Here is a 22,648-nt window from a genome sequence, read left to right on the forward strand (position 1 = left end):
TCAGCGGACCTCGACCAGGCGGGCGAAGGTGACGACGTTCCCGGCGTAACCGCTCTGTTTCGAGAAACCGCCCCCGCAGGTGATGACCCGCAATTCGGGGGTGCCCTTGGAACCGTAGACACGGTCGCCAGGGAAGTTGTTCTTCTCGAAGACCTCGATGCCGTAGATCTCGAACACCGCCGTCTTTCCGTCCTTGCGCCGCACCTCGACGCGATTTCCCTTCTTCAGGGCCCCGAGTCCGTAGAACACGGCGGGCCCCATCTTGTTGTCGACATGACCCACGACGACGGCCGTGCCCTTCTCGCCGGGCGAGACGGCGCCGGTGAACCAGCCGGCCAGGTTCGGGTCCTCCGGCGGCGGCGCGCCCACCCAGCCCTCGGTGTCGAGGCCGACCGGCATGACCGGCGCGTCCACCTGGATCGCCGGGATCCGCACCCGCTCGGGTTCGGAGAACGACAGCGGTGCCGCCGACCCGGAGAAGGTGCCGGGAACACGACTGTCCGCCGCAGCCGCCGTCGCCGGCTGCGGCGGACCCACGTCGAACTCTCCCGAACCATTCCGAATGAGAGCGAGGCCGGTCAGCAGAACAAGCGCTATCACGCCCCAAGGAGCGCGCCGTTTCCGCTGCTCCTCCTCTTCGGCCAGCTCGGCCAGCTCGGACGCAGACATTCGACTTCCCCTCTCGACGCGGCCGTCGCCACGTCATTCGCGCATACGAGCACGCTAAATGCCGGGCACGAAACCGGCGACGGGGCAAAGGCGAACGGGTGGCCGCCAGGCGTGGGGGTGCGCCATCCGAGTTGACGCTCACAGGAATTTTCTGACGGTCCGTGACCTGCGAGTATGTGTGATGGTGAGCTTTTCGCCCGGCGTGTCCGCTCACCAGGACGGACCATCGCCGAAATGCGCCCGCGCGCACGGCATCTGAGGGTCTTTCTGGGAGGCGCTTTCTCGCCGATCCACCGGGGACCGTTCCCGGGGGCGTCTTCCGCGGAGGATCACATGCGTACCACTCGTGCCCTGGCGGCCTCTGCCGCCGCGGTCGCCGCCCTGGGCCTCGCCGCCCCCGCCGCCGTCGCCGACGGCATGAACACCCCGTCCAACGTCACCGCCCTGCCGAGCGCCATCGCCCGCGGCGGGCAACTGACCATCACCGTCAACAACTGCTCCACGCCTGCGACCGCGAGCTCCGACGCCTTCCCGACGGTCACCCTGACCTCGGGGACCGGCGGCCTGGCCACCGGCACTGCCAGGGTCGACGACAACGCCCGACAGGGAACGCACAGCATCACGGTCACCTGCCGCAACGGGGTCATGACGAACCCGAACGCCTTCACCGTCATCGGCGCCGTCCGCGGCGGTCTCGGCGGCAGCAACTCCACGGGGGCCACTCCGACCGACATGGCCATCGGCGGTGGACTCGTCGCCGCCGCCGTCATCGGCGGCGGGGTGTTCTGGATGCGCCGCAGGTCCGAGAAGCGGATCTGATCCCGCCTCTTCGGAGACGGTCCGTCCCTGATCGCACGTGAAAGGCCTTCGCCCCGGAACCTCTTCCAAGGTCCGGGGCGACGGTCTGTGCGGTGGGACGCGGTGGGGTCAGGCGCCGTCGTCGCCGGTGCGGCGCCGGGAGAAGTGGTACGCCGCCCCGACCGAGCCGGCGATGAGCGCGGCGCCCAGACCGATCTCCTTGAGGTCGAAACCGGCGACACTGCCACCCTCACCGGCGTGCACCCCGCGGTCGGGGTACAGCGTCGGGCTGATCGGGGTCGTCGGGGTGGTGCGGCCGGTGGCGATGGTCAGTTCCGTCGAGCCGCTCACGCCGTTGCAGGAGAACGTCACCTTGTAGACCGCGCCCGGTTTGGCGTCCCAGTCGACCACGGCTGTCGCCGACGACCGGTTGCCCGGGATGGTGATCGTGTCGAACACCCCCGAGCTGACGGTCGCGGACCCGGTGCAGCCGCCGCTGTCCCGGTCCAGTTGCAGGGTGACCTGGCCGCCCGCGGCGATCGTGGAGGGCATGACGCTGAAGCCGAACGGCGTGATGTTGCCGTCGACGGCCGCCACGGCGGCCGGAGCGGAGAAAGCGAGGGCGCCTACGCCCAGCAGTGCGGCCGAAGCTACGCGTATCGCGCGCATGGTGAGTCCTCCGGGTCCCCGAGGAGCAGCCGCGGACCTTTTCCGCGTTGTGCCGGAAATGCACCTCGATGATCGGAACGCTAGGAAGGTACGCACATGTGCGCGAACGCTGTCGGGCGAATGGGTCACGGTTGTGGGCCGCTCGGGGGACACCGACGGCGTGGCGGCGCGTGGCCGCGCGCAGCGGCGTCCCCTCCGGGTGCCCGGCGGGTGAGGACCTGTCAGCCCCTGATGCTCGGGAACAGGTTCAGGAACGGTTCCGCCGACGCCGTGATGCCCCGGCTGTAGGGCGCGTCGAAGTCCCAGATCAGGAAGAGCAGGAACGCGATCAGGGCGGAGAACAGCCCGGCGAGGATCAGCTCACGTGGCGTTCTGCGGATCTGGAGGGCCAGGACCATGCCGATGGTGATGACGGCCCCGGCGACCAGCCCGAACCACACCACCCCCGGCATCGTCGCCCCCATCGCGTTGGTCCGGGAGGTGCGCGCCGCGTCGGCCGCGGCCACCTGGTCGACGAGCGGCTGGTAGGCCTGCGCCTCGAAGTCGTTCGCCGGCTCGTAGTCGGTGACGTCCTGGCGGAGCTTCTCCAGCAGCTGGGTGCCGCGCTCGGTGACCTCGCCCTTGTCGGCCATCGTCTGCCACTCCGTGTTCACGACGTGTCCGACATAGGCGTTGACATCCTCCCGAATGCGGTCACGGGTGTCGGCCGGATAGACCCGGACGCGCTCCGAGACCTCGTGCAGGGCGACGGCCTCCGCCTGGACGTGGTCCTGGGCCGCGCTGCGCCCCTCCCACACCCCCGCGATGGCCAGGCCCAGGACGATGGCGTACACCACACCGATCCACATCGTCATGTACTCGATGACGTCCGGGGTCTCGTCGGGGTCCTCGTCTTCGGAGGCCGCGCCATGGCGGACGACGACGATGACGACCACCACGGCACAGGCGGCCAGCATCGCGAGGGTGAGAACAAGCCATTCCGGCAAGGAAAGCCTCCAAAGATCAGCGCGGACGCAGCGCCGCGACGGCGGCGATCGCGGGCACGGCGATGAGCAGGACGAAGGTGAGCGGTGAGGTGCCGTGGTGCGGGGACCGCCGGGAGACGGGCGCGTGGTACGCCGGATAGCTCACCGGGGACGGGGTCGCGGACGGGCGGGGGGTCGGCTTCGGTGACGGCTCGGGCGTGGGCTTCGGGGGCGGGGTGGGGGTGGGGGTCGGACGCGGTGCGGGGGCCGCCGGCTGCGGGGCCGGGGGCGGTGGGGTCGGCTTCGGTGGGGGCTTCGGGGTGGGACTCGCCTTGGTCGGCGTCGGCGTCGGCGTCGGCGTCGGTTTCGGCGGCGGTGTGGGGGTGGGCGTGGGTGTGGGGCACGGCGGAGGCGGCGGGGGAGTGGGTGTGGGGCACGCCGGAGGGGTCGGCCAGGTCAGGCTTCCGGCGACCGCCACCGCGACCGTGCCGTCCGGACCGGTCGACGCGGAGGCGCAGGCGTCGGCCCGCGCGGTGCCTGCCGGTACGCCGACGCACAGCCATGCCAACGCCAGGGCGGTCAACACCCGTATGGCAGGGGCGTATTGGGTCGGTTCGGGTCGATGCACGACGCAGATCATGAACCCAGAACGCGCTTCGGTGCGCCCTGGTGGCGGGGGATTGCCCCGAAGGAGTGAGCGGGCCGTTTCGGGGTTTGAGTTCACCCGTGTCACAGCTTCCGAAAAGAAATCTGTGCCCCGGTTGAACACACCAGCCACTTCCGTCCGTACTCATGACCGTGCGGCGGCGCATACGGCGCTGCAACACCCGTACCAATATGGGGAGTTGACGATGAAGACCTCCTGGCGGAGTGCATCGCTCGTGGCGAGCGCTGCGGCGGTGCTGGCGCTGACGACGGCGTGCGGCCAGGAAGCAGCCCCGTCCGCGAGCAGTCAGAACGTGGGCGCGACCGCCGCGGCCGGCGACTACGGCAACGCGGGCGCCGGCGTCGGCTCCGGCTACGGCAACGGGACCGGCGCGAGCCCCTCGGCCAGCAGCCCCGCGTCGAAGGCCGCCTCCGCGGGCAAGCTGGCCGTCGTCACCAACCCGGAGCTCGGCAAGGTGCTGACGGACAACGCCGGCCTCACCCTCTACCGCTTCGACACGGACACGGCCGAGCCGCCGAAGTCCAACTGTGACGGCGACTGCGCGTCGACCTGGCCCCCGGTGCCGGCCGACGACGCCACGGCCGGCGAGGGCATCGACAAGTCGCTGCTCGGCGAGGTCACCCGCACCGACGGCAGCAAGCAGCTGACGATCGGCGGCTGGCCGGCGTACCGCTACGCGAAGGACGTCAACGCGGGCGACGTCAACGGCCAGGGCGTGGGCGGCAAGTGGTACGCGCTCGCCCCCACCGGCAAGAAGGCCACGCTGGCCTCGCTGCCCGGACTGTCCACCCGTGAGGACCCGAACCTGGGCGAGATCGTCGTCGACAAGAACGGCATGACGGTCTACCGCTTCCTGAAGGACACCGCCTGGCCCGACCCGATCTCGAGGTGCACCGGAGCCTGCCTGGAGAAGTGGCCGGCCGTCGGGCCCGTCGAGACCAACGACACCAAGGGCGTCGTGAAGAAGGGCCTGATGAGCTTCACCCGGCCCGACGGGGTCAAGCAGCAGACCATCAACTGCTGGCCCATCTACACCTTCGCCCAGGACAAGGAGCCGGGCGACACCAACGGTCAGGGCGTCGGCGGCACGTGGTACGCCGTCGCACCCGACGGAAAGCCGGTCGGCGCGCCGAAGCAGTAGGGGCCGCCCCCCGGCCGACCCGAACGTCACCCCTCCGCCCCCTGCGCACCACGCGCGGGGGGCGGACCGGTTTGCCGTGATTCACCGCTTCTATGGCAAGGTCAACTCGGCACGTGCCGCAGGCAGTGACCGGGAACGGACGGTCAATTTCCGTTTCGGCTCGCTCCTTTGGCAGGCGATCAGTAGCCTCAGCTCGAACACCGGATCGCCTGAAGCCTTGGAGAGCTAGATGGAGCGTCCCGCCTGGGCCCCACGGAGCATCGACATCTCGGTGCCCAGTGTCTCGCGGATCTACGACTACTACCTGGGCGGTTCGCACAACTTCGAGGTCGACCGGGAAGCCGCTCGCAAGGCGATGGAGTTCATGCCGGGGCTGCCCAAGATCATGCAGGCGAACCGGGCGTTCATGCGACGCGCGGTCCGCTTCGCCGTCGACCAGGGCATCTCCCAGTTCCTGGACGTCGGTTCGGGCATCCCGACCTTCGGCAACGTCCACGAGGTGGCCCAGGCCGCCGACCCCGACGCACGCGTCGTCTACGTCGACCACGACCCGGTGGCCGTCGCCCACAGCCAGGCCGTCCTCGCCGGGATCGAGCGGGCAGGGGTCGTCGCCGCGGATCTGCGCAAGCCGCAGGAGATCGTCGCGAGCGCCGAAGTACAGCAACTGATCGACCTGAAGCGGCCGGTGGCCCTGCTTCTCGTTGCCATACTGCACTTCGTGGAAGACGAGGACGACCCGTACGGGGCGGTGGCCGAGCTGCGCGACGCGCTCGCGCCCGGCAGCCTGCTGGTGCTCACGCATGCCTCGTACGAGGGAATCCCGCTGCCGGCCGAGCGGGCCGGGGGTGCGGTGGACGTGTACAAGGACATTCGCAACCCGCTGATCATGCGCTCGCGCGACGAGATCGCGCGGTTCTTCGAGGGGTACGACATGGTGGAACCGGGACTGGTGCCGATGCCGCGCTGGCGGCCGGAGACGGAGACCTGGGACCCTGACGACGAGGATCCCTGGGCCTTCTCCGGGTTCGCCGGCGTGGGGCGCAGGGCGTGAGCGCCGAGCCGGACGGGCCGGAGGACAGACTGCGCCGGTTCGCGACGATCTGGAGCCGGGCGGTGTTCCCGGTGACCACGACGTCCTCGACCCGGCCCGAGTTCGAGGCACAACTCCTGCCGCTGGCCCGCCGGTTGAGCGAGGCGCTGCGGACCAGGACCTTCGACGCCGACGCGGGCAGGTCCGTCGGGGCCGCCCTCGTCACGGTGCACTGCACCGACCCGGAGGCGCTCAGCCGGACGCTGGACTGCGTCGACGCCTACCTGGTGCTGTACTGCGGCGGCGACGGCGACCAGGAGGATCTGCGGGTGCGCGCCTCCCGGCTTCAGCACGCCATGGCCGCCGGGTTCGCGCAGGCCCTGCGCGAGCGGACGCTGGCCGAGCAGGAGGCGATCTCCGCGGCGGCCCTGAAGGCGCAGGGCGTGGTCGCGCAGGCGCTGCACGCGAGCGAGGCGCGCTTCCGCGCGGTCTTCGAGGGCGCCGCCATAGGAATCGGCATGGCCGACCTCGACGGCAACATCCTCCAGGTCAACGAAGCCCTGCTGCGGATGTTCGGCATCACCGAGAAGACGATGCTCGGCCGGAACGTGGCGGAGTGGACCCACCCCGAGGACGCGCCCCAGACCTGGACCCTCTACGACGAGCTGGTCCGCGGCGAGCGCGAGCACTACCACGTCGAGAAGGCCTTCTCCCGCCCTGACGGAACGGCTCTGTGGACCAACCTGACGGTCTCCCTGCTGCGCGACGCGGACGGCGACCCGCAGTACCAGCTGGCGTTGATGGAGGACACCACCGAGCGCCGGCTGCTCAACCTCCGGCTGCGCTACGAGGCCACGCACGACGCGCTGACCGGCCTGCCCAACCGCACGTTCTTCTTCGAACGCCTGGAGAAGGCGCTCGGCGCGGGCGAGGGCCAGCGGTTCGGCCTGTGCTACCTCGACCTCGACGGCTTCAAGACCATCAACGACAGCCTCGGCCACGCGGCCGGCGACCGGCTGCTCGTCGAAGTGGCCGACCGGCTCCAGTCGTGCACGACCGCGCCCGGCGAGATGGTCGCCCGTCTGGGCGGTGACGAGTTCGTGGCGCTGACGACGGGCACCGACACCGAGCGCGAGGTCGACGAGCTGGCCTCCCGGATCATGCACGCGCTCATCGCCCCGATCAGCGTCGACGGCCGTGAGCTGACCGTGCGCGGCAGCATCGGCATCGTCGAGGGCCCGGCGGGGGAGCGCAGCGCGGCGGAGGTGCTGCGCAGCGCCGACATCACGATGTACCGGGCCAAGGCCTCGGGCGGCAACCGCTTCGAGCTGGCGGACGCGGAGGCGGACGCCCGCGCCATCACCCGGCACGGCCTGACCACCGCCCTGCCGACCGCCCTGGAGCGGGGCGAGTTCTTCATCGAGTACCAGCCGCTGGTCCACCTCGGTGACGGCAGCGTCCGCGGCGCGGAAGCCCTGGTCCGCTGGCTGCATCCGCAGCACGGTGTGCTCGGCCCCGACCGCTTCATCCCGCTCGCCGAGCACACGGGCCTGATCGTCCCGCTGGGCCGCTGGGTCCTGGAGCAGTCCGTCCGCCAGGCCCGCGACTGGCGGGAACGCCACACGGACGCCGGCCCGCTGCGTATCAACGTCAACCTGTCGCCGTGTCAGCTCACCCACCCCGGTCTGGTGCAGGACACGGTGGACATCCTGGAGCGCACCGGTGTCGACCCGGACGCGCTGTGTCTGGAGGTCACCGAGTCGGCGTTGATCGGCGCGGACGACGACCTTCTCAAGCCCCTGCGCCGGCTGGCCGAGATGGGCGTCGACATCGCCCTGGACGACTTCGGCACCGGCTACTCGAACCTGGCGAACCTGCGCCGCCTCCCGGTGAGCATCCTCAAGCTGGACCGCTCCTTCACCCAGAGCATGCAGCAGTTCCCGGCCGACCCCGTCGACCTCAAGATCGTCGAGGGCATCGTCTCCCTCGCCCACAGCCTGGACCTCGCGGTCACGGTCGAGGGCGTGGAGACCGGCGCCCAGGCCGAGCAACTGCGCATACTGGGCTGCGACACGGCCCAGGGCTGGTACTACGCCCGCCCGGGCCCCCCGGACCGACTGCACGAACTGGCACTGGTGGACGCGACGGGCTGAGCGATGGCCGTGTGACACCCGAGCGGTGGCTGTCCGGTGCCCCCCTTCCTACGATCGAAGGGGGGCCACCGGCACCCTGAGCGGAGGGAGCGCGGACATGGACATCACCACCATGCGTCGGCTCTTCGAGGCCCACCGCGAGGCCGAGGCGGCGCGCGACATCGACTCGGTCCAGGCGCCTTCGAGGTGCCGTTCGCCAACATCGTCCCCTTCAGCCAGGGCCTCATGGCCGGCGAGACGATCTACTTCGACCTGGCCACGCTGTGCGAACAGGCGGGGATCCCGCTGGACGCCGTACGACAGGCCGCGGCGGAGCGCAGGGCGCGGTAGGGGGCTGTCACCGTTCGAGCAGCATCCGCTGCAACTCGCGTGCGGCTCGCGGTGGGGCCACGTCGCTGCGGTGGGCCAGGGCGATCGTGCGGTGCAGGCCGGGGCGGGTGAGGGGGGTGACCCGCAGGCCCCGTCCGGAGCGTGCCGCCACCATCCGGGGGACGACGGCCACCCCCAGCCCCGCCCGCACGAACCCGAGGACCGCGTCCATCTCGCCGCCCTCGACCGCGAAGTCCGGCTCGAAGCCCTCCGCGCGGCAGGCGGCGACCGTCAGTTCGCGCAGGTCGTAGCCGTGCCGGAACATCACCAGGCGTTCGCCCTCCAGGTCGGCGATGCGTACGGTACGGCGGCCGGCGCCCGGTTTGGGGGCCTCCGGGGACGACACCACCACCAGGTCCTCGCGCAGCAGCTCCACCGTGGTCAGCGCGGGGGACGGGGTCGGCAGCGGGAGGACGACGAGCGCGAGGTCCAGGGCGCCGCGGGCCAGTTCACGGACCAGGTCGTGGGAGCCGCCCTCCTCGATGAGCAGGCGGATGCCGGGGTAGCGGTCGTGGAAGGCGCGGAGCACGTCCGGGAGCAGGCCGGTGCACAGGCTCGGGGTCGCGCCCAGCCGGACCCGGCCGCTGCGCAGCTGGACCAGTTCCTGCACCTCGTGCCGGGCCGTGTCCGCGTCGGCCAGGATGCGGCGGGCCAGCGGGAGCAGGGCCTCACCGGCGTCCGTGAGGGTGATGTTGCCCCGGGCCCGGAGGAACAGATCCGCGCCCAGCTCCCGCTCCAGTGCCTTGATCTGCTGGGAAAGGGACGGCTGGGCGACATGGATCAGGTCCGCGGCCCGGGTGAAGTGCCTGGTCTCGGCGACCGCCACGAAGTACTGGAGCTGCGTGAACTGCATGACCGTACGATAGCCGCTCGATAGCCGCTGCCTATCGAATCAAGCCGGACCATGTCTTGGACCGATGGGGCCCGACGGCCCTAGCGTTCATGGACATGGCACTGGCAACGCGGACGGACCGACGACCGTCCATGGCACGCACCGTCTGGGACAGCTCCGTCGGCAAGAAGACGGTGATGGCCGTCAGCGGTCTGATCATGCTGTCGTACCTGGTCGTCCACATGATCGGGAACCTGAAGATCTTCTTCGGGGCGGGCGAGTTCAACCATTACGCCCACTGGCTGCGCACCCTCGGCGAGCCCTTCATGCACTACGAGTGGACGCTGTGGGTGATCCGCGTCGTCCTCGTCGTCGCGGTCGTCGCGCACGCCGTCTCCGCCTACCAGCTCAGCCGACGCGACATCAGGGCGCGCCCCACGAAGTACGTCCACAGCAAGGCGCGGACGAGCTACGCGACCCGCACCATGCGCTGGGGCGGCATCATCCTCGGCCTCTTCATCATCTGGCACCTCCTCGACCTGACGACCGGCACCGTGCACACGGGCGGATTCCAGGAGGGCCACCCGTACCAGAACGTGGTGGACACCTTCTCCACCTGGTACGGCAACGTCATCTACATCGTCGCGATGCTGGCTCTGGGCCTGCACGTCCGGCACGGCTTCTGGAGCGCCGCCCAGACCCTCGGCGCCGGCAGCCGTACCCGCGACCGTGCCCTGAAGGCCACGGCGAACGTCCTCGCGCTGCTGCTCACGGCCGGCTTCATCGCCGTACCCGTGGGCGTCATGACCGGAGTGGTGAGCTGAACATGACCTCTTACGCGGAGTACGCGACCGGCGAACCGGTCGTCGACACCAAGGCGCCCTCCGGGCCCGTCAACGAGCGCTGGGACAAGCGCCGTTTCGAGGCCAAACTGGTCAACCCGGCCAACCGGCGCAAGCACACCGTGATCGTGGTGGGGACGGGCCTCGCGGGCGGTTCGGCCGGTGCCACCCTCGCCGAACAGGGCTACCACGTCGTCCAGTTCTGCTACCAGGACTCCCCGCGGCGCGCCCACTCCATCGCCGCACAGGGCGGCATCAACGCGGCCAAGAACTACCGCAACGACGGCGACTCCGTCCACCGGCTGTTCTACGACACCGTCAAGGGCGGAGACTTCCGGGCGCGGGAGTCGAACGTGCACCGGCTCGCGCAGATCTCCGTCGAGATCATCGACCAGTGCGTCGCGCAGGGCGTGCCGTTCGCCCGCGAGTACGGCGGTCTGCTCGACACCCGGTCCTTCGGCGGTGTGCAGGTCTCACGGACCTTCTACGCCCGCGGCCAGACGGGCCAGCAGCTGCTGCTCGGCGCCTACCAGGCGCTCAGCAGGCAGATCGCCGCCGGGAACATCGAGATGCACCCGCGGACCGAGATGCTCGACCTGATCGTCGTCGACGGGCGGGCGCGCGGGATCGTGGCACGGGATCTCATCACCGGGAAGATCGACACCTACTTCGCGGACGCCGTCGTACTCGCCAGCGGTGGCTACGGCAACGTCTTCTATCTGTCGACCAACGCGATGAACTCCAACGCCACCGCCGTCTGGCGGGCCCACCGGCGCGGCGCGTACTTCGCCAACCCCTGCTTCACGCAGATCCATCCCACCTGCATCCCGCGCACCGGCGAGCACCAGTCCAAGCTGACGCTGATGAGCGAGTCGCTGCGCAACGACGGCCGGATCTGGGTGCCGAAGGCCAAGGGCGACGACCGGCCGCCGAACAAGATCCCCGAGGACGAGCGCGACTACTACCTGGAGCGCATCTATCCGTCCTTCGGCAACCTGGTGCCCCGTGACATCGCCTCGCGCGCCGCGAAGAACGTGTGCGACGAAGGGCGCGGCGTCGGCCCGGGCGGCCAGGGTGTTTACCTCGACTTCGCCGACGCCGTCCGGCGCATGGGGCGGGGGGCCGTCGAGGCCAAGTACGGCAACCTCTTCGACATGTACGCGCGGATCACCGACGAGGACCCGTACACGGTCCCGATGCGGATCTACCCCGCCGTGCACTACACGATGGGCGGACTGTGGGTCGACTACGACCTCCAGACCACCGTCCCCGGCCTGTTCGCGATCGGCGAGGCCAACTTCTCCGACCACGGCGCGAACAGGCTCGGCGCCTCGGCGCTGATGCAGGGGCTCGCCGACGGCTACTTCGTGCTCCCCGCGACCATCAACGACTACCTCGCCCGCAACCCCGACCAGGGCGAGGTGAGCGCCGAACACCCCGCCGTGCAGGAGGTGTTGGCCGAGACGGAGGACCGGCTCAACCTGCTCCTGTCCGTCGACGGCGACCGCACCCCCGACTCCTTCCACCGTGAAGTCGGCGAACTCATGTGGGAGTTCTGCGGCATGGCCCGCACCGACGCCGGACTGCGCAAGGCCCTGGAGCGGATCCCGCAGATCCGCGAGGAGTTCTGGCGCCGCATCAAGGTCCCCGGCACCGGCGAGGAGTTCAACCAGTCGCTGGAGAAGGCCAACCGGATCGTCGACTACCTGGAGCTCGCCGAGCTGATGTGCCTCGACGCGCTGCACCGCGCCGAGTCCTGCGGCGGACATTTCCGCGAGGAGTCGCAGACCCCGGACGGCGAAGCGGCCCGCAGGGACGAGGAGTTCGCCTACGCGGCCGCCTGGGAGTTCACGAGCACCGGCTCGGCTCCCGTTCTGCACAAGGAAGACCTCGTCTTCGAGTACGTCCACCCCACCCAGCGGAGCTACGCATGAAGCTCACCCTGCGCGTCTGGCGGCAGAAGAACGCCGACGCCGACGGCGCCATGTCCACGTACCAGGTGGACGGCATCTCCTCCGACATGTCCTTCCTGGAGATGCTCGACACCCTCAACGAGGAGCTCATCCTGCGCGGTGAGGACCCCGTGGCCTTCGACCACGACTGCCGCGAGGGCATCTGCGGCGCGTGCAGCCTGGTCATCAACGGCGATGCGCACGGACCCGAGCGCACCACCACCTGCCAGCTGCACATGCGCTCCTTCGAGGACGGCGACACGATCGACATCGAGCCGTGGCGGGCCTCGGCGTTCCCCGTGATCAAGGACCTGGTCGTGGACCGGTCGGCCTTCGACCGGATCATCCAGGCCGGCGGCTACATCACCGCCCCGACGGGCGCCGCGCCGGAGGCACACGCGACGCCGGTGCCCAAGCCGGACGCCGACTTCGCCTTCGAACACGCCGAGTGCATCGGCTGCGGGGCGTGTGTCGCCGCGTGCCCCAACGGGGCGGCGATGCTGTTCACCTCGGCCAAGGTCAACCACCTGAACGTCCTGCCGCAGGGCGCGCCCGAGCGGGAGACGCGAGTGCTCGACATGGTGGCGCAGATGGACGAGGAGGGCTTCGGCGGCTGCACCCTCACCGGCGAGTGCGCCACGGCCTGCCCGAAGGGCATCCCGCTGATGTCCATCACGGGCATGAACAAGGAATGGCTGCGGGCCACGCGCAAGGTCGCCAAGAGGTAGGCAATACAAGGACGTTCGCCGACAGAGTGCGGACGGGCGGGGTCGGGAGTGGTGCTCCCCGGCCCCGTCTCGCTCTTCCGGCCTCGATAGCCTGTGCGCATGATCTTCGGAAGCCAGACGGGGGAGCGGTTCCTCGGCGCCGTCGCCGGATTCGAGACCGCGGTGCGCGGCCAGGACCCGGACGGGGCCGATCGCGCGTTCCAGGAGATGCACGCAAGCCTCGGCGAAGCCGGCCCGCACGAGATCGCGCAGGCCGCCCCGCGGCTCGCCGCGCTGCTGCCCGAGGTGCCGCCGGGGCCCCGAGGCATCGTGGCGGTGATCGTCGGCGCCTGTGTGGAGCGCGGTGCGAACCCCCGGCCCTGCGCACCGTACGTCTTCGTGGAACTGGCCGAAACCCTCGCCGAGGTGGGGGAGTTCTGCGAACGCTGGCAGGAGACCGGCGGCGGCGACCACCCGCACCCGGACGACAGCGACGCCCATCCGGTGCTCTTCGAGCGGGTGGGACCCGAAGCGGCCCTCGCCTGGCTGTCGTTGCCCCAGTTCGAGATGGCCTGCCTCGCCCTGCTCAACCACCCCCAGGTGCGCAGCGCGCTGGACGGCTCGCTGCGCGCCCGGCTGGTGCGGGCGGTCACGGCGGTCGAGGAGACGACCGGGCACCAGTTCAAGTGCCTGAAGTACGCGCTGCTCGTCCTCGACGACGAACCGCTGGTCGTCCTGCACCGCCCCTCCGGCACCGGGTACCGGATGCGCATGGGCGGCATAGGGGACAACTTCCAGCTGCACACCCTCCTCGCGGACGTCCTGGTCGGCGGCGGTCATGTGCCGGGCCGGGCCCCGTCGCCGCAGGAGGCCGCCGTCTGCCGCGACGCGCCCGGACAGGTGCACACCGTGGGCTCGTTCAACCTCATGACGCCCGGCGGGGAATGGGTGTGGAACGAGGGCACGCCCGCCGACATCCCCGTCGTCGACGGCGTACGCCTGCTCGTCCTCGACCCGCCCGCCTACGAGCGCAGCTGGCCCTCGGGCCGCTTCTTCCCGAACATGACCGGGGACCTCGTCCTGGAGCGCGTCCTCGACGAGGCGGAGACGCGCTACTGGCTGGGAGGTTGCGTCCCGGCCACGTGACGGCCACGGACCACGGCGTTCAACAACCCCACATCCCGGCTCCCGCCACCGGTCATGTACCGGCCAGACGGCATCGGAAGAACAGGTACGCGCAGGCCGTACCCGCCGGCCTGTTCTTCCCCCTCAGGCCGAACCGGCCCGTGACCTGGAGTGAGCCATGACCGCCGTATCCGCTCTGGACTCCCCGCCCCGCTCCACCGCCCCCACCCGCTACACCGTCACCCTCGCCCGCGACGAGGCCGATGTCCGGGCCGCCCAGCGGCTGCGGCACGACGTGTTCGCCGGCGAGATGGGCGCCCTGCTGACCAGCCCCCAGCCGGGGTACGACGTCGACGCCTTCGACGCCTACTGCGACCACCTGCTCGTCACCGACACCCTGACCGGACAGGTCGTCGGCACCTACCGGCTGCTGCCGCCCGAGCGGGCCGCGGTCGCCGGACGGCTCTACTCGGAGAGCGAGTTCGACCTGACCCCGCTCGACGCCCTGCGCCCGGGCCTCGTCGAGGTCGGCCGCTCCTGTGTGCACCCCGACCACCGGGACGGCGCCGTCATCGGGCTCATCTGGGCCGGTATCGCCCGCTACATGATCGACCGCGGCCACGAGTGGCTGGCCGGCTGCTGCTCCATCCCGCTAGCCGACGGGGGCGCGCTCGCCTCCGCGACCTGGGAGCGGGTGCGGGCCAAGCACCTGGCACCGGAGGAGTACCGCGTACGACCGCTGCTGCCGTGGGTCCCCGGCGAGGCCGCCGCCGGGCCGGGCGAGCTGCCCGCCCTGCTGCGCGGCTACCTCCGCCTCGGTGCCTGGGTCTGCGGGGAGCCCGCCCACGACCCGGACTTCGGGGTCGCCGACCTGTATGTGCTGCTGTCGATGCGCCGGGTCAACCCGCGCTATCTGCGGCACTTCCTCTCTCTCGTACCGGCCTGATGAGCGTCTGGCTGCCCAGCGCGCCCTGCACCCCGGGGGCCTGCGTGGAGCCGACGGGGACCGCGGTCGCCGTACCGCGCGCCGCACTGCGGCTGGCGGCGGTGGTGGCCCTGGTGGGTGCCGGAGTCCTGCTGTCGCCGCTCGGCGGACGGATCCCCGCCGGTGCGGTGCGCCGGTGGTGCCGGTGGATCGTACGGGCCGCCGGCGTCCGGGTCCGGGTCTCCGGCGCCGCCGCGCCCGCCGGCGGCACGCTGCTCGTCGCCAACCACATCTCCTGGCTGGACATCCCGCTGCTCGCGGCCGTGCGCCCGGCGCGGATGGTCGCCAAGGCCGAGATCCGGCAGTGGCCGGTGGCGGGCGCGCTCGTCGCCAGGGGCGGGGTGCTGTTCATCGACCGGGACCGGCTCCGGGCCCTTCCGGACACGGTCGCCCGTATCGCCGGGGCACTGCGCGCGGGGCAGGCGGTCGCGGTCTTCCCCGAGGGCAGCACCTGGTGCGGACGCGCCCAGGGCCCCTTCCGCCGGGCCGCCTTCCAGGCCGCCCTCGACGCGAGGGTCCCCGTCCAACCGGTGCGGCTGCGCTACCGGTCGGACGGGGGCACGGCCAGTACCGCGCCCGCCTTCGTCGGCGAGGACACACTGCTCGCCTCGCTGTGGCGGGTGGTGTCGGCGCGGGGGCTGGTGGCGGAGGTGGAGGTACGCGATGCCATTCCGGCCGGGGCCCACCTCGACCGACGCTCACTCGCCCGCGCCGCTCAGCCGGATGCGTCCGGCCGCCAACCGGGCTGGATCCACTCGACGTCGGTGGCCGTGGCGCGGCTGCCAAAAGATCCGGCCCGCGCCTCGGAGGAGGTCGCCGTGGCGTAACGGCGGGGTGTGCGCGGGGACTTCAGCCCAGGGCCCGCGCCAGATGGGCCGCCGTGGCGCTCCCCGTCGCACGGGCCACCTCCGCCGGAGACCCCGCCGCCATGATCCGGCCCCCCGCGTCGCCGCCGCCGGGGCCCAGGTCGATCACCCAGTCCGCGCCCGCGACGACCGACATGTCGTGCTCCACGACGATGACGGTGTGCCCGGCGTCGACGAGGCCGTGTAACTGGCGCATCAGGACGTCGACGTCGGCCGGATGGAGGCCCGTGGTCGGTTCGTCGAGGAGGTAGAGGGTGTGGCCGCGGCGGCCGCGCTGGAGTTCACTCGCCAGCTTGATGCGCTGGGCCTCGCCGCCGGAGAGTTCGGTGGCGGGCTGGCCGAGGCGCAGATAGCCGAGGCCCACGTCGAGCAGCGTCCCCAGGCTGCGCGCCACGGCGGGCGTGGCCGCGAAGAACTCCGCCGCGGACTCCACCGTCAGGTCCAGCACCTGCGCGATGTTCCGCCCCCGGTACGTCACTTCGAGCGTCTCGGGGTTGTAGCGGGCCCCGCCGCAGTCCGGGCACGGGGCGTAGGTGCTCGGCAGGAACAGCAGCTCGACGCTGACGAACCCCTCGCCCTGGCAGGTCTCGCAGCGCCCGCCGCTGACGTTGAAGGAGAACCGCCCCACCCCGAAGCCGCGCCGACGGGCCTCCTCGGTGCCCGCGAACTCCTTGCGGACGACGTCGAACAGGCCGGTGTAGGTGGCGAGGTTGGAGCGCGGGGTGCGCCCGATGGGCCGCTGGTCGACCGAGACCAGCCGGCCGACGCCCGCGAGCTCCTCGGTGATCTCGCCGATGAGCGTGGACTTCCCGGAACCGGACACGCCGGTCACGGCGGTGAAGACGCCGAGCGGGAACTCCGCCGTGACGGCCCGCAGGTTGTGCCGGGTGACCGGGCCGACCTTCAACTGCCCGCTGGGGGTGCGCAGTTCGCGTGCGGGCGCGGGCGAGCGGTCGAAGAGGTACCGGGCCGTGGCCGACTCCTCGACCGAGACCAGCTCCGCCACCGGGCCGCTGTGCAGCACCCGGCCGCCGTGCTCACCGGCGAGCGGACCCACCTCCACCAGCCAGTCCGCGCCCCGGACGACATCGAGATGGTGCTCCACCACGAACACCGAGTTCCCCGCGGCCTTCAGCCGCTCCAGGACGGTCAGCAGCGCCTCCGTGTCGGCCGGGTGCAGTCCGGCGGAGGGCTCGTCCAGGACGTAGACCACACCGAACAGACCCGAGCGCAACTGGGTGGCCAGGCGCAGGCGTTGCAGCTCGCCCGCCGAGAGGGTCGGGGTCGCCCGGTCGAGGCTGAGATAGCCGAGACCGAGTTCGAGGACGGGCGCGACCCGGGATTTCAGATCCTCGGTGAGGACCCGGGCGGCCTCGCCGACCGCGTCGAGATGCCCGGCCAGGTCGGCGAGCGGCAGGGCCGCCAGCTCGGCGATCGTGCGCCCCGCGAAGGTCACGGCCAGCGCCTCCGGGCGCAGCCGGCTGCCCCCGCAGCCCGGACAGGGCGCACTGTGCAGGAACCGCTCGGCCTTCGCGCGCAGGGTCGGGCTCTTGGAGTCCGAGAAGGTCTTCATGACATACCGGTGGGCGCTCATGTACGTGCCCTGATAGGGCCGTTGGATGCGTTCGGCGTCCCGCACCGGGTGCACGGTGACGACCGGCTGCTCCTCGGTGAACAGGATCCACTCCCGCTGCTCGGCGGGGAGTTCACGCCAGGGCCGGTCCACGTCGTGGCCGAGGGCGTCGAGGATGTCCCGCAGGTTCTTGCCCTGCCAGGCACCCGGCCACGCGGCGATCGCGCCGTCACGGATGGACAGGGAAGGGTCGGGGACCAGCAACTCCTCGCTGGTGCGGTGCACTTGCCCCAGCCCGTGGCACTCCGGGCAGGCCCCGGCGGCCGTGTTGGGCGAGAAGGCGTCCGAATCGAGCCGTTCGGCCCCCGGCGGATAGTCGCCGGCCCGGGAGAACAGCATCCGCAGCGAGTTCGAGAGGTTGGTGACCGTACCGACCGAGGAACGCGACGTCGGTGCCGCACGCCGCTGCTGCAAGGAGACGGCCGGCGGCAGCCCGGTGATCTCCCCGACCTTCGGCGCCCCGACCTGATGGATCAGCCGGCGCGCGTACGGCGCCACGGACTCGAAGTACCGCCGCTGTGCCTCCGCGTACACCGTCCCGAACGCCAGCGATGACTTCCCGGACCCCGACACCCCGGTGAACACGACCAGCACGTCCCGTGGGATGTCGACGTCCACGCCCTGGAGATTGTGCTCTCGGGCGCCTCGGACACGGACAAACGGGTCATGTGGGGTGTGCATGAGGGGGAACTCTAGTCGGAGACGATCGCGGCCAGCCGTCGGTAGGAGTCCAGCAGCGCGTCACGGTCGTAGGTGCTGGTCGTGACCAGGACCTCCTGGGCCTCCGTCTCCTTGAGCAGCGCCTCCAGCTCGTCCGCCACCTGCTCCTCGGTGCCGGCGATGTGGCCGGTGAGGCCGGAGTCGTAGAGGGCGCGCTCCTTGGGGGAGAGGGTGAGCGTCTCCACCCGGTCGGCCGGGGGCAGGGGCGGGAAGGTGCCGCGGGTGCGGGAGTGGGCCATCGACCAGGCCTCGGGGATCAGGATGCGGCGGGCCTCCTCGGGGGTGGCGGCCACCGCGATCGTGCCGGAGACGACGACGTACGGTTCGCTCGCCCAGGGGGAGGGACGGAAGTGGGTGCGGTAGTCGTCGATGCCGCGCCGCATCTTCTCGCGGTTCCTGAGGTCGCCGATGACCATCGGCAGGCCCGCGCGGGCGGCGATGCCGGCGCCCTCGCCCATCGCGAGGACGAAGGGCGGGACGGTCAGGCCCTCGGCCGGGCGGGCGTGCACTCCCGTGGGGGACGTACCGGCGAACCAGCCCAGCAGCTCGTCGAGTTGGGCGGCGAAGTCGTCGGCGTCGTCCTTGTCGCGGCCCAGCGCCCTGCGCACACCGTCGGTGAAGCCGACCGAACGGCCCAGGCCCATGTCGATACGGCCCGGGAAGAGGGACTCCAGGACGCCGAACTGCTCGGCCACCACCAGCGGACGGTGGTTCGGCAGCATCACCCCGCCCGTGCCGACCCGGATGCGCCGCGTCGCACCCGCCACGGCCGCCGCCAGCACCGTCGGCGCGGAACCGGCGACGCCGGGCACGCCATGGTGTTCCGAGACCCAGAACCGGTGATAGCCCAGCTCCTCCACCTGCCGCGCGAACCACACGGTGTCACGCAGCGCCTCCGCGTTCGAGTGCCCCTCGCGGGTGCGGGAGCGGTCGAGCACGGAGAAGCGGGCGGCGCCGATCAGGGAACTCACACGGAGTGCAACGTTGCGGTCCCTCCCGTATTCCCGGCGTCACCCGGCGTCAGTGGACGGCCACGGCGTGTTCCTCGTGGTCGCAGGTGTCGTCGATGCCGTAGGTGCCCCAGGCCGGGAACGGGTCCTCGGACGGGGCGCTCTCGCCCGGCGTCATCAGACAGGCTGCGAGCGCCTCACACAGCCGCTCCTGCTCCAACCGCGTTCCGATGAAGACCAGTTCCTGCGCGTACGGCGCCTCGGCGTCCCGTGCGGCCGACGGCTCGAAGCGGGCCACCGAACCGGCCTGGGACCACAGACCCGTCACCTGCGGGCGGGTGGCGAGAGTGAAGAAGCCCTTCGAGCGCAGGACGTGTCCGTAGTTCCCGCTGTCCAGGTGCTCTGTCACGAACGCCCACAACCGGCCGGGGTGGAAGGGGAGTTCGGAGCGGAAGACGGTCGAGGAGACGCCGTACTCCTCGGTCTCGGGGACATGGTCGCCGTTCAGCTCCCGCACCCAGCCCGGTGCCTGCTGTGCGCGGTCCAGGTCGAACAGGCCTGTGTCGAGGACCTGTCGGAGGGGCACGCGTCCGTGATGGGCCGTGACGATCCGGGCGACAGGGTTGAGGCGGCGCAAGGCCGCGCGGAGTCGGGCCGCCGATTCCTCGTCCACCAGGTCGAGCTTGTTGAGGACCAGTACGTCCGCGAACTCGATCTGGTCCACGAGCAGATCGCTCACCGTGCGCTCGTCGTCCTCGAACGGGGCCAGCCCGCGCTCGGCGAGCTCGTCGCCGCCGGCCAGCTCGGGCAGGAAGTTGGCCGCGTCCACGACCGTGACCATGGTGTCCAGCTGGGCGACGTCCCCGAGTGTGGCCCCGTCGTCGCGAGCGAAGGCGAAGGTGGCCGCGACGGGCATGGGTTCGGAGATGCCCGACGACTCGATGAGCAGGTGGTCGAACCTGCCCTCCCGGGCCAGCCGGTCCACCTCCTCCAGCAGGTCGTCGCGCAGCGTGCAGCAGATGCAGCCGTTGGTCATCTCGACCAGGCGTTCCTCGGTCCGCGACAGCGCGGCCTCACCGCCCCGCACCAGGGCGGCGTCGATGTTGACTTCGCTCATGTCGTTGACGATCACGGCGACGCGCAGGCCCTCGCGGTTGGCCAGCACATGGTTGAGCAGCGTGGTCTTGCCCGCTCCGAGGAACCCGGACAGGACGGTGACCGGCAGGCGGTCGTGCGTGGGCATGAGGCGCTCAGCCCTCGGGACGCAGCAGGCCGCGCTCGTACGCCTTGACGAGGTTCTGCGGTACGAGGTGACGCACGCCGTCGATCGTGACGGGAACCAGCGTCGGCGTGGCCGCCTTCCACTGCGCGCGGCGGTGGCGGGTGTTGCTGCGGGACATCTTCCGCTTGGGGACAGCCATGACAGGGACCTCCTCGGTGGGGCGGTGAGCACCGAGGACGCTACATGAAAATGGATCCCATTAACAATTGTGGGCTCAAGTGGGTCGCGTCAGAAGCGGGCCCCGATACCCGCCCCGTTGCGCGGCACCAGGAACGACGGCGCCGACGGGAGCGAACCGTCGGTGGCCCGCGCGCCCGTGAGGGGTGCCGGGTCCGTGCTCAGGACCGCCGCGGCGTTCCAAGTGCCGCCCAGATTCCATGAGTTGCCGCTGGCGGCCGTGCTCGACCCGACGGCCGCCGCACGGGCGTCGGCGACCGAGAGATTCGCGGTGAGCGTGGCCGTCCCGCCCGAGACATCGGCGTCGAAACCGGTGCCGGCGTTGGCCCACGTCGTGTCGCGGGTCAGCGCCAGCGCCCCCGGATTGCCGTTGTCCGTGAAACCGTGCGCCGCGTTCTTGAAGGCGACGCTGTTGCGCACGGTGTGCCCCACCGCCGGGGCCGGGCTGCCGCCGCCCAGCTTGAAGCCGTTGCCGTCGCCCGCGAAGTCCGGGAAGTTCCAGCGGTTGTAGCCGTTGCCGTACGCGACCGTGTTCTCGATCGTGATCGGCGAGGTGAACTTCCAGGCGTCGAAGCCGTCGTCGACGTTGTTCCACAGCCGGGCGCCGCGCACCACGTTGCCCGTGCCGCTGCCCTCCTTGACGGCCAGTCCGTCGGCGCTCTCACCGTTCTTGCGCGGATCACGGTTGCCGTAGCTGTCCAGGTTCAGGATCTGGTTGTCGCCGGAGGCGCCCTGGAGCTGGAACCCGGACTCGTAGTTGTCGTGGGTCTTCAGCCGGGAGAAGACATTGCCGTCGCAGCCGTCGCAGTAGATCCCGTACGGGCCGTTGACGATCTCCAGGTCCGAGATCCGCCAGTACGACGCCTCCTGGTGGACCGCCCCGCGCTCGGCCCGCGGGATGCTGCCCCCGACGGGCGTGTGGCTCGCGGGCAGCTGCTCACCGTCGACCACCACGCGCTCCCCCTGGTAGGCGCCCAGGGAGATGGGCTGGGACGCGGTGCCCGAGTGGGTGATCGTGATGTTGTCGGTGAGGGCGTAGGTGCCCCCGCGCACGGCGATGACGTCACCGGGTGCGGCCAGGTCCACCGCCTTCTGGATGGTCCGCAGCGGCTGGGTGAGCGTGCCCGCGGCGGAGTCGTTCCCGTCGGTGGCCACCACCAGTGTTCTCGGTGCCGCGGTCGCCTCACCCGCCAGACCCAGTGTCGTCGCCGCCATCGCGCCCACGATCGCCGCCGTCCAGATCGACGCGTTCCGCATGTGACCCTCCCGCCTCCGCTGCCTGCCCTGCCGCAGAGAAGTGGCCGCACGGCGCCGGAAGGTTGCCGGGTCCTAAGGTGAGCGGTGTGACCGACAGTAAACGCCCCCTCGCCGTGTTCGACCTCGACAACACCCTCGCGGACACCGCCCACCGGCAGCACTTCCTGGAGCGGAAGCCGCGCGACTGGGACGGCTTCTTCGCCGCGGCCCCCGCGGATCCGCCCCTCCCGCGGGGCATCGCGCTGGTGCTGGAGCACGCGCAGGAGTGCGAGGTCGTCTACCTCACCGGCCGGCCCGAGCGCTGCCGGCAGGACACGGTGGACTGGCTCGCCGCCCAGGGACTGCCCGAGGGCCGCATTCACATGCGGCGGGACAACGACCGCAGGCCCGCCCGGCGCACCAAGCTGGAGATCCTCCGCCGCCTGGAGCGCACCCGGGAGATCAGGGTGCTGGTGGACGACGACGAACTCGTCTGCGAGGACGCCGAACGGGCCGGTTTCACGGTGGTACGGGCGCGCTGGACCGCCCCCTCCGCCACGCTGGAGAACGCGCAGGAGCGGGAGGGGCGGACCTAGGGCCTGTCCGGCGGACAGGCCCTAGGTCCGGACGGTCAGTCCGACTCCTCCAGGCGGAAGCCGACCTTCAGGCCGACTTGCCAGTGCGCGACCTGACCGTTCTCGATCTGGCCCCGTACCTGGGTCACCTCGAACCAGTCGAGGTTGCGGAGGGTCTGGGAGGCGCGGCTGATGCCGTTGTTGATCGCCTGGTCGACGCCGTCGGGCGAGGTGCCGACGATCTCGGTCACCCGATAGGTGTGATTCGTCATGGATCCACCGTGCCCCAGGCGACGGCCGAGCGC

Annotated in this window: 23 protein-coding genes; 12 read left to right on the forward strand and 11 right to left on the reverse strand. The window is 71.1% G+C overall.

Going from position 1 to position 22,648, the window contains the following annotated elements; translation table 11 throughout:
* A complete protein-coding gene (locus OG866_RS39250; RefSeq protein WP_329342225.1) occupies positions 1–669 on the reverse strand; it encodes a class F sortase in 669 nt (222 codons plus the stop codon).
* Positions 670–1,002: 333 nt separating this feature from the next.
* Here OG866_RS39250 and OG866_RS39255 point away from each other — a divergent pair, with 333 nt between their 5' ends.
* Complete coding sequence (locus tag OG866_RS39255) at positions 1,003–1,488, forward strand: hypothetical protein (RefSeq protein WP_329342226.1); 486 nt, start codon at positions 1,003–1,005, stop codon at positions 1,486–1,488.
* 108 nt (positions 1,489–1,596) lie between these two features.
* Here OG866_RS39255 and OG866_RS39260 read toward each other — a convergent pair whose 3' ends face one another.
* The 3 genes from OG866_RS39260 to OG866_RS39270 form a co-directional block, all read right to left on the reverse strand.
* Positions 1,597–2,136: a hypothetical protein gene (locus OG866_RS39260; RefSeq protein ID WP_329342228.1), complete on the reverse strand. Its 540-nt coding sequence runs from the start codon at positions 2,134–2,136 to the stop codon at positions 1,597–1,599.
* A 221-nt stretch (positions 2,137–2,357) separates the two neighbouring features.
* The gene (locus OG866_RS39265; RefSeq protein ID WP_329342229.1) at positions 2,358–3,122 is read right to left on the reverse strand and encodes a bestrophin-like domain; all 765 of its coding nucleotides are present in this window, start codon (positions 3,120–3,122) and stop codon (positions 2,358–2,360) included.
* A 16-nt stretch (positions 3,123–3,138) separates the two neighbouring features.
* The gene (locus OG866_RS39270) at positions 3,139–3,729 is read right to left on the reverse strand and encodes a hypothetical protein (protein WP_329342230.1); all 591 of its coding nucleotides are present in this window, start codon (positions 3,727–3,729) and stop codon (positions 3,139–3,141) included.
* 223 nt (positions 3,730–3,952) lie between these two features.
* Between OG866_RS39270 and OG866_RS39275 the strand changes: the two genes are divergently transcribed.
* From OG866_RS39275 to OG866_RS39290, 4 genes are all read left to right on the forward strand, one after another.
* Positions 3,953–4,909 (forward strand): SCO0930 family lipoprotein, encoded by a 957-nt coding sequence (locus OG866_RS39275; RefSeq protein ID WP_329342232.1) that lies wholly within the window; start codon positions 3,953–3,955, stop codon positions 4,907–4,909.
* Between the two features lie 229 nt (positions 4,910–5,138).
* Positions 5,139–5,960: an SAM-dependent methyltransferase gene (locus OG866_RS39280; RefSeq protein ID WP_329342233.1), complete on the forward strand. Its 822-nt coding sequence runs from the start codon at positions 5,139–5,141 to the stop codon at positions 5,958–5,960.
* On the forward strand, positions 5,957–8,092 hold the full coding sequence (locus OG866_RS39285) for a putative bifunctional diguanylate cyclase/phosphodiesterase (RefSeq protein ID WP_329342234.1): 2,136 nt from the start codon (positions 5,957–5,959) through the stop codon (positions 8,090–8,092). Before OG866_RS39280 ends, OG866_RS39285 begins: the two co-directional genes overlap by 4 nt.
* A gap of 186 nt (positions 8,093–8,278) precedes the next feature.
* On the forward strand, positions 8,279–8,422 hold the full coding sequence (locus OG866_RS39290; RefSeq protein ID WP_329342236.1) for a hypothetical protein: 144 nt from the start codon (positions 8,279–8,281) through the stop codon (positions 8,420–8,422).
* Positions 8,423–8,429: 7 nt separating this feature from the next.
* On the opposite strand, the gene OG866_RS39295 is transcribed toward OG866_RS39290, so the two are convergent.
* On the reverse strand, positions 8,430–9,314 hold the full coding sequence (locus OG866_RS39295; RefSeq protein WP_329342238.1) for a LysR family transcriptional regulator: 885 nt from the start codon (positions 9,312–9,314) through the stop codon (positions 8,430–8,432).
* A 131-nt stretch (positions 9,315–9,445) separates the two neighbouring features.
* On the opposite strand from OG866_RS39295, the gene OG866_RS39300 reads away from it, so the two are divergent.
* The 6 genes from OG866_RS39300 to OG866_RS39325 all read left to right on the forward strand — a co-directional run bounded on the left by OG866_RS39300 (position 9,446) and on the right by OG866_RS39325 (position 15,731).
* Entirely contained in the window at positions 9,446–10,117 is a 672-nt protein-coding gene (locus tag OG866_RS39300) for a succinate dehydrogenase (protein WP_329342240.1), read from the forward strand.
* Positions 10,118–10,119: 2 nt separating this feature from the next.
* Complete coding sequence (locus OG866_RS39305) at positions 10,120–12,069, forward strand: fumarate reductase/succinate dehydrogenase flavoprotein subunit (RefSeq protein ID WP_329342241.1); 1,950 nt, start codon at positions 10,120–10,122, stop codon at positions 12,067–12,069.
* A complete protein-coding gene (locus tag OG866_RS39310; RefSeq protein WP_329342242.1) occupies positions 12,066–12,815 on the forward strand; it encodes a succinate dehydrogenase/fumarate reductase iron-sulfur subunit in 750 nt (249 codons plus the stop codon). The genes OG866_RS39305 and OG866_RS39310 overlap by 4 nt, the downstream gene beginning before the upstream one ends.
* A gap of 99 nt (positions 12,816–12,914) precedes the next feature.
* Positions 12,915–13,940: a hypothetical protein gene (locus OG866_RS39315; protein WP_329342243.1), complete on the forward strand. Its 1,026-nt coding sequence runs from the start codon at positions 12,915–12,917 to the stop codon at positions 13,938–13,940.
* A gap of 157 nt (positions 13,941–14,097) precedes the next feature.
* Positions 14,098–14,865 carry a GNAT family N-acetyltransferase gene (locus OG866_RS39320; RefSeq protein ID WP_329342244.1) on the forward strand — a complete coding sequence of 256 codons (768 nt, stop codon included), beginning with the start codon at positions 14,098–14,100 and terminating at the stop codon, positions 14,863–14,865.
* Entirely contained in the window at positions 14,865–15,731 is an 867-nt protein-coding gene (locus OG866_RS39325; protein WP_329342245.1) for a lysophospholipid acyltransferase family protein, read from the forward strand. Before OG866_RS39320 ends, OG866_RS39325 begins: the two co-directional genes overlap by 1 nt.
* Before the next feature lie 22 nt (positions 15,732–15,753).
* Here OG866_RS39325 and OG866_RS39330 read toward each other — a convergent pair whose 3' ends face one another.
* From OG866_RS39330 to OG866_RS39350, 5 genes are all read right to left on the reverse strand, one after another.
* A complete protein-coding gene (locus tag OG866_RS39330) occupies positions 15,754–18,084 on the reverse strand; it encodes an excinuclease ABC subunit UvrA (RefSeq protein WP_329342247.1) in 2,331 nt (776 codons plus the stop codon).
* 11 nt (positions 18,085–18,095) lie between these two features.
* Positions 18,096–19,094: an LLM class flavin-dependent oxidoreductase gene (locus OG866_RS39335; RefSeq protein ID WP_329342248.1), complete on the reverse strand. Its 999-nt coding sequence runs from the start codon at positions 19,092–19,094 to the stop codon at positions 18,096–18,098.
* A gap of 49 nt (positions 19,095–19,143) precedes the next feature.
* On the reverse strand, positions 19,144–20,316 hold the full coding sequence (locus OG866_RS39340; RefSeq protein WP_329342249.1) for a GTP-binding protein: 1,173 nt from the start codon (positions 20,314–20,316) through the stop codon (positions 19,144–19,146).
* 7 nt (positions 20,317–20,323) lie between these two features.
* Entirely contained in the window at positions 20,324–20,494 is a 171-nt protein-coding gene (gene rpmF, locus OG866_RS39345) for a 50S ribosomal protein L32 (protein ID WP_095750490.1), read from the reverse strand.
* An 89-nt stretch (positions 20,495–20,583) separates the two neighbouring features.
* Positions 20,584–21,789, reverse strand: a complete 1,206-nt coding sequence (locus OG866_RS39350; RefSeq protein WP_329342250.1) for a right-handed parallel beta-helix repeat-containing protein — start codon at positions 21,787–21,789, stop codon at positions 20,584–20,586.
* An 86-nt stretch (positions 21,790–21,875) separates the two neighbouring features.
* Here OG866_RS39350 and OG866_RS39355 point away from each other — a divergent pair, with 86 nt between their 5' ends.
* Positions 21,876–22,364: a phosphatase domain-containing protein gene (locus OG866_RS39355; RefSeq protein ID WP_329342252.1), complete on the forward strand. Its 489-nt coding sequence runs from the start codon at positions 21,876–21,878 to the stop codon at positions 22,362–22,364.
* Positions 22,365–22,399: 35 nt separating this feature from the next.
* On the opposite strand, the gene OG866_RS39360 is transcribed toward OG866_RS39355, so the two are convergent.
* Positions 22,400–22,615: a dodecin gene (locus OG866_RS39360; protein ID WP_329342254.1), complete on the reverse strand. Its 216-nt coding sequence runs from the start codon at positions 22,613–22,615 to the stop codon at positions 22,400–22,402.
* Between the last annotated feature and the right edge of the window lie 33 nt (positions 22,616–22,648).

This window comes from Streptomyces sp. NBC_00663, from assembly GCF_036226885.1.
Taxonomy (GTDB): domain Bacteria; phylum Actinomycetota; class Actinomycetes; order Streptomycetales; family Streptomycetaceae; genus Streptomyces.

Bases quoted from the DNA above. Each gene is read 5' to 3' on its own strand.
- OG866_RS39320 (WP_329342244.1), top strand. From the start codon at position 14,098: ATGACCGCCGTATCCGCTCTGGACTCCCCGCCCCGCTCCACCGCCCCC.
- OG866_RS39315 (WP_329342243.1), top strand. From the start codon at position 12,915: ATGATCTTCGGAAGCCAGACGGGGGAGCGGTTCCTCGGCGCCGTCGCC.
- OG866_RS39255 (WP_329342226.1), top strand. From the start codon at position 1,003: ATGCGTACCACTCGTGCCCTGGCGGCCTCTGCCGCCGCGGTCGCCGCC.
- OG866_RS39300 (WP_329342240.1), top strand. From the start codon at position 9,446: ATGGCACGCACCGTCTGGGACAGCTCCGTCGGCAAGAAGACGGTGATG.
- OG866_RS39275 (WP_329342232.1), top strand. From the start codon at position 3,953: ATGAAGACCTCCTGGCGGAGTGCATCGCTCGTGGCGAGCGCTGCGGCG.
- OG866_RS39325 (WP_329342245.1), top strand. From the start codon at position 14,865: ATGAGCGTCTGGCTGCCCAGCGCGCCCTGCACCCCGGGGGCCTGCGTG.
- OG866_RS39305 (WP_329342241.1), top strand. From the start codon at position 10,120: ATGACCTCTTACGCGGAGTACGCGACCGGCGAACCGGTCGTCGACACC.
- OG866_RS39250 (WP_329342225.1), bottom strand. From the start codon at position 669: ATGTCTGCGTCCGAGCTGGCCGAGCTGGCCGAAGAGGAGGAGCAGCGG.
- OG866_RS39260 (WP_329342228.1), bottom strand. From the start codon at position 2,136: ATGCGCGCGATACGCGTAGCTTCGGCCGCACTGCTGGGCGTAGGCGCC.
- OG866_RS39330 (WP_329342247.1), bottom strand. From the start codon at position 18,084: ATGCACACCCCACATGACCCGTTTGTCCGTGTCCGAGGCGCCCGAGAG.
- OG866_RS39360 (WP_329342254.1), bottom strand. From the start codon at position 22,615: ATGACGAATCACACCTATCGGGTGACCGAGATCGTCGGCACCTCGCCC.
- OG866_RS39340 (WP_329342249.1), bottom strand. From the start codon at position 20,316: ATGCCCACGCACGACCGCCTGCCGGTCACCGTCCTGTCCGGGTTCCTC.
- rpmF (WP_095750490.1), bottom strand. From the start codon at position 20,494: ATGGCTGTCCCCAAGCGGAAGATGTCCCGCAGCAACACCCGCCACCGC.
- OG866_RS39295 (WP_329342238.1), bottom strand. From the start codon at position 9,314: ATGCAGTTCACGCAGCTCCAGTACTTCGTGGCGGTCGCCGAGACCAGG.
- OG866_RS39280 (WP_329342233.1), top strand. From the start codon at position 5,139: ATGGAGCGTCCCGCCTGGGCCCCACGGAGCATCGACATCTCGGTGCCC.
- OG866_RS39310 (WP_329342242.1), top strand. From the start codon at position 12,066: ATGAAGCTCACCCTGCGCGTCTGGCGGCAGAAGAACGCCGACGCCGAC.
- OG866_RS39350 (WP_329342250.1), bottom strand. From the start codon at position 21,789: ATGCGGAACGCGTCGATCTGGACGGCGGCGATCGTGGGCGCGATGGCG.